General features: G+C 33.0%; 11 protein-coding genes. 9 read left to right on the top strand and 2 right to left on the bottom strand.

Annotated elements, in window-relative coordinates:
- Window positions 1–37 precede the first annotated feature (37 nt).
- Complete coding sequence (locus tag AC2D6V_RS06070; RefSeq protein WP_484647165.1) at window positions 38–2,410, top strand: GAF domain-containing protein; 2,373 nt, start codon at window positions 38–40, stop codon at window positions 2,408–2,410.
- Here the strand turns inward: AC2D6V_RS06070 and AC2D6V_RS06075 are convergent.
- Window positions 2,400–3,602: a Pycsar system effector family protein gene (locus AC2D6V_RS06075; RefSeq protein WP_484647166.1), complete on the bottom strand. Its 1,203-nt coding sequence runs from the start codon at window positions 3,600–3,602 to the stop codon at window positions 2,400–2,402. The two genes, AC2D6V_RS06070 and AC2D6V_RS06075, sit on opposite strands and share 11 nt — an antisense overlap.
- Window positions 3,603–3,805: 203 nt before the next feature.
- Here AC2D6V_RS06075 and msrB point away from each other — a divergent pair, with 203 nt between their 5' ends.
- Genes msrB through AC2D6V_RS06115 form a run of 8 tightly spaced genes read left to right on the top strand, consistent with a single transcriptional unit; the run spans window position 3,806 to window position 11,979 of the window.
- Window positions 3,806–4,267 carry a peptide-methionine (R)-S-oxide reductase MsrB gene (gene msrB / locus AC2D6V_RS06080; RefSeq protein ID WP_484647167.1) on the top strand — a complete coding sequence of 154 codons (462 nt, stop codon included), beginning with the start codon at window positions 3,806–3,808 and terminating at the stop codon, window positions 4,265–4,267.
- Window positions 4,257–4,796 (top strand): peptide-methionine (S)-S-oxide reductase MsrA, encoded by a 540-nt coding sequence (gene msrA, locus AC2D6V_RS06085; protein WP_484647168.1) that lies wholly within the window; start codon window positions 4,257–4,259, stop codon window positions 4,794–4,796. Before msrB ends, msrA begins: the two co-directional genes overlap by 11 nt.
- Window positions 4,797–5,318 (top strand): peroxiredoxin family protein, encoded by a 522-nt coding sequence (locus tag AC2D6V_RS06090; protein ID WP_484647169.1) that lies wholly within the window; start codon window positions 4,797–4,799, stop codon window positions 5,316–5,318.
- Window positions 5,319–5,321: 3 nt separating this feature from the next.
- Entirely contained in the window at window positions 5,322–5,570 is a 249-nt protein-coding gene (locus AC2D6V_RS06095) for a glutaredoxin family protein (RefSeq protein ID WP_484647170.1), read from the top strand.
- Window positions 5,570–6,112, top strand: coding sequence for a peptide-methionine (S)-S-oxide reductase (locus AC2D6V_RS06100; RefSeq protein WP_484647171.1), 543 nt, complete (start codon window positions 5,570–5,572; stop codon window positions 6,110–6,112). The genes AC2D6V_RS06095 and AC2D6V_RS06100 overlap by 1 nt, the downstream gene beginning before the upstream one ends.
- A complete protein-coding gene (locus tag AC2D6V_RS06105) occupies window positions 6,081–7,301 on the top strand; it encodes a bifunctional alpha/beta hydrolase/OsmC family protein (protein ID WP_484647172.1) in 1,221 nt (406 codons plus the stop codon). Before AC2D6V_RS06100 ends, AC2D6V_RS06105 begins: the two co-directional genes overlap by 32 nt.
- Complete coding sequence (locus tag AC2D6V_RS06110; RefSeq protein ID WP_484647173.1) at window positions 7,301–8,263, top strand: aldo/keto reductase; 963 nt, start codon at window positions 7,301–7,303, stop codon at window positions 8,261–8,263. Before AC2D6V_RS06105 ends, AC2D6V_RS06110 begins: the two co-directional genes overlap by 1 nt.
- A gap of 11 nt (window positions 8,264–8,274) precedes the next feature.
- Window positions 8,275–11,979 (top strand): metallophosphoesterase, encoded by a 3,705-nt coding sequence (locus AC2D6V_RS06115; RefSeq protein WP_484647174.1) that lies wholly within the window; start codon window positions 8,275–8,277, stop codon window positions 11,977–11,979.
- Between the two features lie 121 nt (window positions 11,980–12,100).
- Here the strand turns inward: AC2D6V_RS06115 and AC2D6V_RS06120 are convergent, their stop codons facing one another.
- Window positions 12,101–12,892 (bottom strand): hypothetical protein, encoded by a 792-nt coding sequence (locus tag AC2D6V_RS06120; RefSeq protein WP_484647175.1) that lies wholly within the window; start codon window positions 12,890–12,892, stop codon window positions 12,101–12,103.
- Window positions 12,893–12,934 lie beyond the last annotated feature (42 nt).

The following is a 12,934-nucleotide window of genomic DNA, read 5'->3' on the forward strand; positions in this document are numbered from 1 at the left end:
ATAATTCGTAACTTTGTTCTATAAGGAGTATAACATAATGGATATTAACGATAATATCGAATCGCCAATGACGCTTAAAGTAAGCTTTAATAAGTTACTTGAGCATTATGAGAAATTAGCTAAAAGTAAAGATGATTTTCTTTCGGCAAAGGCGAAGCGTGTTTTAGCATCTGCTAATCCATATCCAGAGCTACGAGATGGATTTAGCGATATTAACTTGTTAAAAGAAAGAGAAAAAGAAATTGGAATTATTCTACAAGACTCTTTTGCACCAGTATTAAGTAACAACGAAATTAAAACTGCTTCTGTACCATTTCATAATTTAATTTTTAATTCTTCAGAACGTTTTAAAAACATTATTAAAACAGCAGGCGATGATTTTGAACTGCAAATTAAAAACATGCCAGAAGATGATAGATACATTATAGCTTGTACTATTATTTTAAATTTTTGTTATGGTTATACTTTAAACTTCAAGCGCCCATTCTTTTATGAAATTCCTGATGCTAATGGCATATTACGTTATTACAAAATTTTATATAATGCGGATTTTACCGAAATTATAAAGACCGACATTGCTCCAGATATTACTAGAGAAGATTATGAATTATTGTTAGATAGCTTCGATAATATTGACCTTTGGAAAGAAAAATTTCCACCTAACAGTTATATTTTTAAAGGATTTGTTATTTCTAATATTTTTGATGTTACTGACGATCAATCAATCTCTAATATTAAATCTAATCTTATAGGAGAAGATAAACGTCAAGATGAGAATTTCATGGAAGAGTTTCATGAGATATTCAGATCGTTACTTAATATTAAAGAATTAAAAGTTGGTTTTTCAATATATAACAAAGAGGAGGATTCTCTGGAGAGTGTTTATGGTGTTGGAATGAACAGTTTTTTACTTAATGGTAAAAGTGTAAATGCTACAGAAAAATCGTTTTGTAAAAGGTCTTATAATCATATACTTAAAGATAAAAAATTCTATGCTATTTCTGATGTAGATAAATATTATAAGCTCTCAAAAGGTAAAGCACCACAATATAAATCGTTAAAAGAACAAGGAATTAAAAGTGCTATTTTGGCCCCAATTGCAAACGATGATGGTTTACTTGGTATTATGGAGCTGGTTTCTGAAAAGCCATATATACTTAATAGTATAAATGCAAATAAATTGGTGGATGTTATGCCGTATATTCTTTCTGCGGTTGAACGTTCTAAGAAAGAAGAAGAAAACTTGATTGAAGCAGTGATTCAAAAAGAATGTACTTCAATTCATCCAAGTGTGCATTGGCGTTTTGAAAAAGAAGCTAAAAACTTTATTAAGGCTGAATTTAATGGAGAAAAGGCGGCGTTTAATAAAATAGCATTCGAAAATATATATCCACTTTATGGTCAAATTGATATAAAAGGTTCATCAGAAGCGAGAAATACAGCTACTAAGTTGGATTTAACATTACAGTTAAATGCTATTAAAAATATTTTCACAAAGGCATCCGAAATTGAAATGTTACCTATTTATGAGCAGTATACTTACCAAATTGATGATTTTTTAAAAGGGCTAAGTGAAAATTTTCAAGTTGATAGTGAACAACACATATCTAACTTTTTCAAGGATGAAATAGAACCTGTGTTAAATCATCTATACGAGTTAAGTGAATTAAAAGAGCATATTGATGCTTATTTTGAAAGTATTGATGATAAGATAAATGTACTTTACCATCACAGAAAGGATTATGATGATACCATAGCTACTATTAACAAAGAAATGGCTTCGTTATTAGATAGTAAACAAGTAGAAGCACAAGCTATGTATCCGCACTTTTTTGAACGTTTTAAAACCGACGGAGTAGAGCATAATATGTACATAGGAGAGTCAATTACGAAAGAAGATTCTTTTAACCCTATATATCTTTATAACTTGAGATTATGGCAGTTGCAAGTCATGTGCGAAATGGAAAATTCATACTATCAAATGCAAAAGAATTTCCCTATTGCACTAGATGTAGCTTCTATGATTTTAGTTTTCAATCAACCATTGTCTATTAGTTTTAGAATGGATGAAAAGCAATTTGATGTAGACGGGACTTATAATGCCAGATATGAAATTGTAAAAAAACGAGTAGATAAAGCCTATATAAAAGGAACTAATACAAGAGTTACAGATAAAGGTAAAATCACCATTGTTTATTCGCAAAAACAAGACGAGCGTGAATATTTAAGATATATCAAATTTTTACAGTCTAAGAACTATTTAGATACCGATGTTGAAATTGTTGAATTACAAGATTTACAGGCTGTTACTGGATTAAAGGCTATACGTGTTAGCGTTCTTTATCATAAAAATGAGGAAGATAAAGCATTCTATACCTACGATGATTTAATGAAAGAAATTAAAGCCTAGGCACTTGATATTGGAATGCAATAGCAAATGCAATTACGCTAACTATAATGCCTACCATAAAAACTGAATAGGTAATTCTGAGAATTTTATATTTTTTATCTAGTACTAATCCTAAAAAGTATAAATCTTTTTTCATTGAAGAATAAAGATAGTTTTTGTCTTGCATCATTTCTCCCATAGCCCATTCAAAATCTTTAAGACTCATTTTATGGAAATTCCCAAAGAACAACAAATTTACTTTTTTGTTAGCAACGTCTTCTTTGGTAAACTTACCACTTGTAACATTTGGTCGTGTCGCTAATACAGATAAAATAATTGAAGCTACAGTAACGGTAACAAAAATAATGGTTGGGTAAATAAGGTATTGATTAGATGGATTATCTAACTTAGGAATTAAATTAGCCAAAACTAACGAGACAATTATAGCATTTACAGAGAGTAAAATATTAGCCTTTGTATCGGCAATATTACTTAAAGTTATATGATTTTTAAGCGTTACCCTAAACATGGTTTCAATGCCTCTCTCGGGCAGTTCTACTTTATTCTTTTTAAAGTTTAACTCTTCTTTTTTTTGTTTTAATTTTTTGCTATCGACATCTAGTTTTTTCTTCGCTTTTAGTAATTCAGAAAGATTTTTGCCCTTTCTTTTATCCCAATTTAAAGCAGCTTCAGTTGTATGAAAACTATGTTTAGTTGCTAAAAAATTAATGTTTTCATCTAACCATTCACTTTCAGATAATGTTCTATCACAAGTTAATTCCCATTCTTTTCTAAGTAACTCAGAAACCTCTAAATAGCTTTTGCTTCCTATGTGGGCACAATCAGCATCCCTAATAATTTTTTCTAATTTATTTTTAGGAACATAATCCATTTTAGTTGCCAAAATTAAATCACAAACAGCATCAATATCTTCTTTTGGACATTTCTGGGAACTTAAAAAATCCTTCGTAATAACAACGCTGTCCTCTTCATGATTTTTTATGCCTTTAGTATAACCAGTATCATGAAACCATGTCGCTAATGTGAGTATGTCTTTTTCAGAATCGGATAATCCACTTTGTTCGGCCAGTTCTTTTGCTTTCTCGACCACGCGCTGGGTATGCGTTAAATTATGATAGAGAAAAGAAGTATCTAACTTTTCATTTAAAAGATTGGTTGCAAATTTTTCAGCTTCAGCAATAAGATTGTTCATAGAAACAATAATTTTAGTAAAAATACTAAACTTTATTTAACATAAAGTTGTAGTACATAAAACGTAAATATTTGTCGTAAATTTCATGAATGCTTTCAATAATGTTATTGAATTTATTATATGTAAGTTTTTGATTGTTGTTTCGACTAAAATTTGGTTGAAAAGCATATTATAATTAACTAAAAAAGAAAGGAAACTTAATTATGCTAACTTGGAAAGAAGTAATCAACTTTTCCGTAAAAGGAAACCCAAACCCAGACAAACGTGTCGAAAAAACTGAAGCAGATTGGAAGGCACAACTCACTCCAGAACAATTCAGAATTACTAGATTAAAAGGTACAGAGCGACCCCATAGTGGTGCACTTTGCAGTATTCATGAGGCTGGAAAATACAACTGCATTTGCTGCAATACGCCTTTATTCAATTCTACTATTAAGTTTGAATCTGGTACAGGGTGGCCTAGTTTTACACAGCCTATAAAAGAAAATGCGATTAAGTATCAAAGAGATACTGCTTTTGGTATGGTGCGCGTTGAGGTTATGTGTAATACATGTGATGCTCATTTAGGGCATGTGTTTCCAGATGGACCAGAACCCAGCGGATTGAGATATTGCATTAATTCAGAGTCTTTACAATTAGAGAAAGGGGTAGTTAATGAACAATAAGAATATACAAATTGCTACTGTTGGTGGTGGATGCTTTTGGTGTACAGAAGCAGTTTTTCAAGAAGTAAAAGGTGTAGAAAAAGTAGTGTCAGGATACTCGGGGGGAAATGCTCCAGGGCAGCCAACATATCGCGAGATTTGTTCTGGTTTAACTGGACATGCCGAAGTGGTTCAAATAACTTTTGATGCAAATATTATTTCTTATGAAGATATTTTAGTCATTTTTATGACAACACATGACCCCACAACTTTGAATAGACAAGGAGCAGATAGAGGCACGCAATACCGTTCGGTTATTTATTATCACGGTGATGCGCAAAGAGAAATTGCAGAAATTGTTGTAAAGGAAGTTACGCCTTATTATGATAATCCAATTGTAACCGAAATAAGTCCTTTGGATGTTTTTTATGAAGCAGAAAAAGAACATCAAGATTATTATAGAAGTAATCAGGCACAAGGGTATTGCAGTTTTGTAATCACTCCAAAGTTATCGAAACTACGTAAACTTCATGCAGATAAGTTGAAGTAGATGAAAATTAAATTTAAAGAAAGGGACAATTATATGTCAAATCAATTAGGGCATGAAAATGTTTTTAAAGCTCCAGAATTTGGAGTTAAAGATTGGGTAAATGCTAATGGTGTAAAAACAGATAGTATCAAGCTTTCAGATTTTAAAGATAAATTTAAAGTGGTTTACTGTTTTCAAAGTTGGTGTCCAGGTTGTCATAGTAAAGGTTTGCCAGATTTGAAGAAAATGGCAGATGCTTTGAAAGAGAATGATAATGTGGTATTTCTAGCAATACAAACCGTTTTTGAAGGGTATCATGAAAATACTTATGAAAAGATGCTTGAAACTCAAAAGCAATACGATTTAATAATCCCATTTGGTTATGATGCTGGTGATGACGGGAAGTCTGAGTCCAATATTATGAAAAACTATCAAACAGGAGGAACACCTTGGTTTTTGTTTATAGATAAGCATGACAATGTGGTGTTTTCAGATTTTCATTTGAACCCAGATGCGGCAATCGAGTTGCTAAAAACAATGTAAGTCATGTTAAATGAAATTAAACTTTATGGCACCGAAAGGTGCCATAAAAGTCAATATTATAAAAAGTTTCTAGAACATTTAAATTTGAAATATGAGTTTTTAGATGTGGAGTTAAATACTGATCATGCTGAAGCATTGTGTAATCTTTATGAAAACAGAAAACTTAATTTTCCAACAATAACTATTGGCGCAAAGAAATTAAGAAATCCATCTAATAAAGAATTGGCTAAGTGGATTGAGAAATTATTGTGATGAATAAATTAAATAAAATAGCATTAGGAGGTGGTTGCCATTGGTGTACAGAAGCTGTATTTCAATCGTTAATAGGTGTTTCAAAAGTAGAACAAGGTTTTGTGGCTTCAACTGATGCAAACAGTGAATTTTCAGAAGCGGTTATTGTATATTTTGATGACTCTAAAATCCCACTTTCTATTCTTATTGAAGTCCATTTGCATACGCATAAAAGCACCTCAAATCATTCTATGCGAACTAAATACCGTTCTGCGATTTATACGTTTTCAGAAGATCAAAATAATCTAGTAAAATCTCATTTGGAGCTATTTCAATTCCAGTTTCAAAATAAACTTATTACACAGATTCTCCCTTTTGATAGGTTTAAAGCCTCAAGAGAGCAAATTCAGAATTATTATTATAACAACCCAGAAAAACCGTTTTGTGAAAGTTTTATCAATCCCAAGCTGCAAATGTTATTGAAAAACTTTTCAAAATACACAGACCAAAATAAATTAAAGCATTTAAAGAATGAATCACGAACGACTAAGTATTCAGAATAAAAAAGGACATAAATTACAGGCATATCTTGAATTACCTGCAGATCAAAAGCCGCACTATTTTGCCATTTTTGCGCATTGTTTCACTTGCAATAGTAATTTGTCTGCGGTAAAAAATATTAGTAGATCATTAACGTCTCATGGTTTTGGTGTGGTACGTTTCGATTTCACGGGTTTAGGTAGGAGTGAAGGGGAGTTTGCGGAGAGTTATTTCTCTGCCAATATAGACGATTTAATAGCAGTAAACGATTATATAACTGAACAATATAAAGCACCAGGCTTATTAGTTGGACATTCTCTAGGAGGTGCAGCAGTTATTGTAGCTGCTTCAAAGTTAGAAAACATAAAAGCAGTGGCTACAGTAGGAGCACCATCAACGGTAAATCATGTGACACACTTGTTCTCGCACGGGATTGAAGAAGTAAAAGAAAAAGGTGAAGTTGAGGTGAATATTGGCGGAAGGCCCTTCAAAATAGATAATCGTTTTGTGGAAGATTTTGATAAAATAAATTTACCAGAGATTACTAAAAACTTAAGGAAACCATTGTTGATTATGCATGCGCCGTTTGATGGTGTGGTGGGTATAAATAATGCACACGAGTTATACCATAATGCACATCACCCAAAAAGTTTTGTGAGTTTAGACAATGCCGATCACCTGTTGTCGAAATCAAAGGACAGTAAATACGTTGGTAATATAATTGGCACTTGGGCAGACCGTTATTTTGAACCTCAGGATAACACGATGTTAGATCCCAATGGAGAACAATTAGTGGCACATTTAAATTTGGCGGAAGATAATTTTACGACGTCTATTCAAACCAAAAAACACAGTTTTATTGCTGATGAACCAGTAAGTATAGGAGGTGATGATTTTGGGCCTTCTCCTTACGATTTTTTAAGCGCAGGATTAGCCGCATGTACCGTAATGACTTTGAAAATGTATGCAGAACGTAAAAAATGGGATTTACAAGAAGTGTACGCTTACATTACGTATTCTAAAAAGCACAGTGACGATTTAATGTTAGATTTAGAGAAACCTAGACGTATAGACCACCTACAAAAACGATTGAAATTTATTGGTAATTTAGATGAGACTCAAAAAGCAAAACTTAAAGAAATTGCTTCAAAATGTCCGGTTCATAGAACGTTGATGTCCGATACTTTAATAGAAACCGAAGTTATAAATTAATGACAAAAAGTAATACAAAAATTGGGTTAGGACTAGCGGCTTTAGGGCGTCCAGAATATATCAATATAAGAGAAGATGAATCTATAGATAAAACTGAGGTAGCTTTTAAACAGAATACACTTTCGGTTTTAGATGAAGCTTATGCCTTAGGTGTCCGTTATTTTGATACAGCACCTTCTTATGGAAAAGGTGAGGCATTTTTACAAGAATGGAATGATACCAGAAAATATAAAGAGGCTGTTTTAGGAACAAAATGGGGTTACACTTATGTAGCGAATTGGGAGTTGGGTTATTCTGGAAAACACGAAATTAAAGAACATTCATTAGCGAAGTTACAGGAACAATGGGAGGTTTCAAAAGCATTAATGCCTCAGTTAAAATATTATCAAGTGCATTCGACTACTTATGAAAGTGGTATTCTGGATAACGAAGCTGTTTTAAATCAATTACATCAAATAAAAAAGGCAACAGGGTTAAAAATTGGAATCACCACAAGTGGAGAAAATCAAAAAGATGTGATTGAATCTGCTTTAAGTATAAAAGTTGAAAATGAATCGCTATTTGATAGTTTTCAAGTAACATTTAATGTGTTTGAACAAGATGCTTTTGAAATTTTGAAAACTGTTTTATCACAAGGAAAATCTGTCATTATTAAAGAAGCTTTGGCAAATGGTAGGGTTTTTATTAATGAAGAATTCAAGCATTGCAATCACGCTTATCAGGTTTTTAATCAGTTATCAAAAAAGTATCAAGTAGGCGTTGATGCTATTGCATTACGTTTTGTGATTGATAACTTACAACCGACTTATGTTTTAAGCGGTGCTTCAAATCGAATTCAGCTAAAGGAAAATATGAAAGCTTTAGACTTTAGTTTTTCGGAAGATGAAATTCTTTTATTGAAGGGTTTGAAGGGTTCTGCAAAAGACTATTGGGAAGAGCGCAGTAAGTTAATTTGGAATTAAATAAATTTCTAATGATTATCTTTAATGAATTAATTCACCAACCAATGAAGTTTCAAAAATCAGCAATATTAGTTGCCCTTATATTCATGCTAAATGCCTGCGCTACATATAATCTGCAGTATAAGGATAAGACTGTACAGTCCATATTTCCAGATAAAGAAATAAAACACTCATTTTATCTCATTGGAGATGCCGGAATAGCAGGAGATTCAGAATCTTCTAGTGCTATAAGCAGTTTTAAAACCGAACTTTCAAAAGCTTCTAAAAATAGCACGGTTATTTTTTTAGGAGACAATATTTATCCAAAAGGGTTGCCAAAAAAAGATGAAGAAGGTCGCTCTGAAGCCGAAACTCAATTGAATACTCAAATTAATGCAGTTAAAGATTTTAAAGGTGAAACGGTTTTTATTCCAGGAAATCATGATTGGTATAGCAACGGATTAAAAGGTTTAAAGCGTCAAGAAAAATATATTGAAGACGCGTTAGGAAAAAACACTTTTTTACCTGAAGATGGTTGCCCAATTGAAAAGGTTGAGATTACGAAGAATATCATTTTAATCGTAATAGATTCAGAGTGGTATATGACCGATTGGGATAAACACCCAACAATTAATGACGATTGTGATATAAAAACAAGACAAAAGTTTTTTGATGAGCTGGAAGGTGAAATTAAAAAAGCACGAGGTAAAACGACCATTATTGCGCTTCATCATCCCATGTTTACAAATGGGTCTCATGGCGGGCAATACTCTTTTGGAAGCCATATGTCTCCAATTCCTGTTCTTGGAACTTTAAAGAATTTAATTAGAAAAACGGGCGGCGTAGTAACAGTAGATGACCAAAATAAGCGCTACAATGAATTCAGAAAAAGGGTTATTACGCTATCTCAAGAGAATGATAAAACAATTTTTGTTTCTGGTCACGACCATAACCTGCAATATATTTTAGAAGATAATCTGCCACAAATTGTTAGCGGTTCAGGATCTAAAACCAATCCAACAAGAAATGTAGGCGGTGGACAATTTTCATATGGCGCACCTGGTTATGCGAGATTAGATGTGTTTAAAGATGGATCGTCACATGTTCGTTATTATGCAGATAATAAAGTGGTTTTTCAAACGCAAGTAATTAAAGAGGACGATAAAAAAGTGTTCAATACCTATCCAACATCTTACCCAACCAATAAAACTGCTTCAATTTATACGGATAATGAAACGACCAAAGGAGGATTATATAAAATGTTCTGGGGAGATAGATATCGCGAAGATTTTAGTGCTAAAATTAATGCCCCAACCGTAGATTTAGATACCTTATTTGGTGGATTAACCGTAATAAGAAAAGGTGGTGGCCATCAATCAAAATCATTGCGTTTTAAAGATAAAAAGGGACGTGAATATGTTATGAGGGCCCTGCGGAAAAATGCTGTTCAATATTTGCAAGCCGTAGCCTTTAAGGATCAATATATAGAGGGGCAGTTTGATGATACTTATACCGAGGGACTGTTACTAGATGTCTTTACTGGAGCACACCCGTATGCGCCATTCACTATTGGAACGTTGTCTGATGCTGTAGGTGTTTATCACCCAAACCCAGTATTGTATTATGTCCCGAAACAAAATGCTTTAGGGCATTTCGCAAGTGAGTTTGGAGATGAATTATATATGATAGAAGAACGTACCGATTCCGGTCATGGCGATAAGGCAAGTTTTGGATTTTCAGATGAATTAATTAGTACCGATGATGTCTTAAAAAAGTTAAATAAAGATGAAGATTTTGTGTTAGATGAAGCATCATATATTCGAGCCCGTTTATTCGATATGCTTATTGGCGATTGGGATAGACATGAAGACCAATGGCGTTGGGCGGAATTTAAGGAAGATGGAAAAAAAGTATACCGGCCAGTGCCTCGAGATCGCGATCAGGCTTTTTCTATTATGGCAGATGGCGCCTTATTAAGCTTAGCAACTAAAATTGTGCCTTCGCTGCGCTTGATGCAAAGCTACGATGAAGAGTTAAAGAGTCCGAAATGGTTCAATTTAGAACCGTACCCTTTAGATATGGCGCTCATCAATCAATCAGATAAGCAAGTTTGGGATGCACAGGTTACACGCATTGTTCAAGGATTAACTGATGATGTGATAGATGAGGCGTTTAAGAACTTCCCGTCTGAAGTGAATCAAAATTCTATTCAAGAAATTAAGCAAAAACTAATTGGAAGGCGGGCAAATCTTCAAAAAATATCAGATGCCTATTACGAGCATATTAATAAATATGCAGTTGTAAAAGGAACAAATAAAGACGATTGGTTCGATATTGAGCGTTTACCAAATGGAGCTACTAAAGTAAGTGCTTATAGAATAAAGAAAGGAAAAAAAACAGATATGTTTCACAATAGAACATATACCTGCGAGCATACAAAAGAAGTTTGGGTATACGGTTTAGATGATGTTGATAGGTTTAAAGTTTTTGGAGCAGGTGATAAACTTATTAAAATACGATTAATAGGTGGGCAGAATAAAGATGTTTATAACATTTCAAACGGAAAAAAGCTTAAGATTTACGACCATAAATCGAAACCTAATGAATTTGTTACTAACAAAGGGAGTAAGAAGCTTACAGATAATTACGAAACCAATGTTTACGATTACAAGAAGTTAAAAAACAGTTCGAATCAGTTTGTGCCATCTTTGGGTGCAAATCCAGATGACGGATTTAAAATAGGTTTTGTAAACACTATTACTAACTATGGATTTGAACGTAATCCGTTTAGTTCACAACATACATTATCTGCAGCTTATTATTTTGCTACTAGCGGTTTCGATTTGGGTTATCATGCGGAATTTGCAAATGTTGTTGGCCATTGGAATTTAAGTATTGATACTAAGTTTACAAGCCCAAACTATGCCGTTAACTTTTTCGGGTTTGGTAACGAATCTATCAATCCTGAAGCAGAAGATGGCGATAATTTCGATTTAGATTATAACCGTGTAAAGCTAAGAACTTTTAGAATATCACCAGCTTTAACCTGCAGAGGTGACTTGGGATCTACCTTAAGAATAGGACTGTCTTATGAATCGAATGAAGTCGATAAAACGGCTGGACGGTTTGTTGACATGTTGGGAGTCTTACCAGCATCTATATTCGATAAGCAAGATTTTTACGGCGTTGATGCAAAGTATCAATATGCAAATTTAGATAATGCGGCATTTCCAACATTGGGGATGTTATTTGCAATTCAAACAGGATATAAAAACAATGTAAGTACGTCTAAAGGTTTTGGTTATATTATTCCAGAATTGGCTTTCGATTATAAACTCATACCAAGCGGACAATTGGTGCTAGCAACCAAACTAAAAGGGCATGTTAATTTAGGAGATGATTTCGAGTTTTATCAAGGTGCGAACTTAGGAGCAAACAATGGTCTACGAGGCTATAGAAATGAACGTTTTGTAGGTAATTCTGCCTTTGTACAAAGTACAGATGTACGCATAAATCTTCGTAAGGTTAAAACAGGGTTATTACCACTTAATATTGGTATTTATGGCGGTGTAGATTATGGGCGTGTATGGTTAGATGGCGAGGACTCTGATAAATGGAATAATTCGTTTGGTGGTGGCATATTTGCCAATGCCGCGGATATGATAACTCTTAATTTATCAGCATTTAATAGTGATGATGGGTTGCGATTAGCCTTTAGAATGGGGTTTGGGTTTTAAACTTATTCATGGTCTTTTTTTAGTTGACTTTGTAAAAATTTCTACTACCTTCGTTTAACTACCGATAAAGTTCATTAAAACGGAACCTTATCTTTGCATTAAACGAACATCATATACTCAATCACAACCCAAACCCATACAAATTCCCACCATTACTTTTAGTTTTTTCATCAGTAATATAAACTGTTTTAGCATCTTTAAAACAAATGCCTTCCTTTTGAGAATTATGGCCGAATTTTAATTCTTGTATGTTGCCTTCAAAGAAATTATCACCTTTAAAATTAGTAATCTTCCAGAGTTTGTTATGATTTAACAATACTATGGTTATGCCATCATTACTTATATCTGCCGAGGTAATTCTATGGTTTTTGCCTTCTAAGTTAAATTTTTCAAGTAACGTTGCTGTATGTAATCCAATTTTATTGGGTACTTTAAAAACCATACTTGATTTATTTTCTTTACTAAACAGGTAGAAAAAATCATTGTAAAGAAAAAAACTTTCAAAATCTTTTGGTTTAACGCTTTGAGGTAAAACAAAATTTATACGTTCTGCGTTGGTTTTATTTGCCTTCAAGTTCGAAACTTTATAAATGGTAAAATCGTCTCTATTTTTACTATTGTTGCCAAAGTCGCCAATGTAGAGATTTCCTTGTTTGTCGGAGGTTAAATCTTCCCAATCAATATTACTGGAATTGCTAATATCTATATCTTTTACAATGTTTCCTTTTAAATCTAAACCGTAAATATTGTTTTTGTTTCCAGAATCTTCAATCGTCCAAAGTAAGTTCGAATTCACAACTTTTTCAATAGCAGAAGCTTCTTTTAAACTAGATGGTAAATCGGCGATAATATGTAATTTTCCAGTGCTGCAACTAGAAAAAATTAAAAAAAATAGTGATAGAATTTTATTCATTTTAGGCAATCAGAATTTATAGTGCTAAATTTACACAGATAA

It is taken from the genome of Algibacter sp. YIN40, from assembly GCF_057219435.1.

What these genes read in the sequence shown, in the direction of transcription:
- AC2D6V_RS06070 (WP_484647165.1), top strand. Translation starts at nt 38, where the DNA reads ATGGATATTAACGATAATATCGAATCGCCAATGACGCTTAAAGTAAGC.
- AC2D6V_RS06090 (WP_484647169.1), top strand. Translation starts at nt 4,797, where the DNA reads ATGAAAATTAAATTTAAAGAAAGGGACAATTATATGTCAAATCAATTA.
- AC2D6V_RS06110 (WP_484647173.1), top strand. Translation starts at nt 7,301, where the DNA reads ATGACAAAAAGTAATACAAAAATTGGGTTAGGACTAGCGGCTTTAGGG.
- AC2D6V_RS06095 (WP_484647170.1), top strand. Translation starts at nt 5,322, where the DNA reads ATGTTAAATGAAATTAAACTTTATGGCACCGAAAGGTGCCATAAAAGT.
- msrA (WP_484647168.1), top strand. Translation starts at nt 4,257, where the DNA reads ATGAACAATAAGAATATACAAATTGCTACTGTTGGTGGTGGATGCTTT.
- AC2D6V_RS06075 (WP_484647166.1), bottom strand. Translation starts at nt 3,602, where the DNA reads ATGAACAATCTTATTGCTGAAGCTGAAAAATTTGCAACCAATCTTTTA.
- AC2D6V_RS06115 (WP_484647174.1), top strand. Translation starts at nt 8,275, where the DNA reads ATGATTATCTTTAATGAATTAATTCACCAACCAATGAAGTTTCAAAAA.
- AC2D6V_RS06100 (WP_484647171.1), top strand. Translation starts at nt 5,570, where the DNA reads ATGAATAAATTAAATAAAATAGCATTAGGAGGTGGTTGCCATTGGTGT.
- msrB (WP_484647167.1), top strand. Translation starts at nt 3,806, where the DNA reads ATGCTAACTTGGAAAGAAGTAATCAACTTTTCCGTAAAAGGAAACCCA.
- AC2D6V_RS06105 (WP_484647172.1), top strand. Translation starts at nt 6,081, where the DNA reads ATGAATCACGAACGACTAAGTATTCAGAATAAAAAAGGACATAAATTA.
- AC2D6V_RS06120 (WP_484647175.1), bottom strand. Translation starts at nt 12,892, where the DNA reads ATGAATAAAATTCTATCACTATTTTTTTTAATTTTTTCTAGTTGCAGC.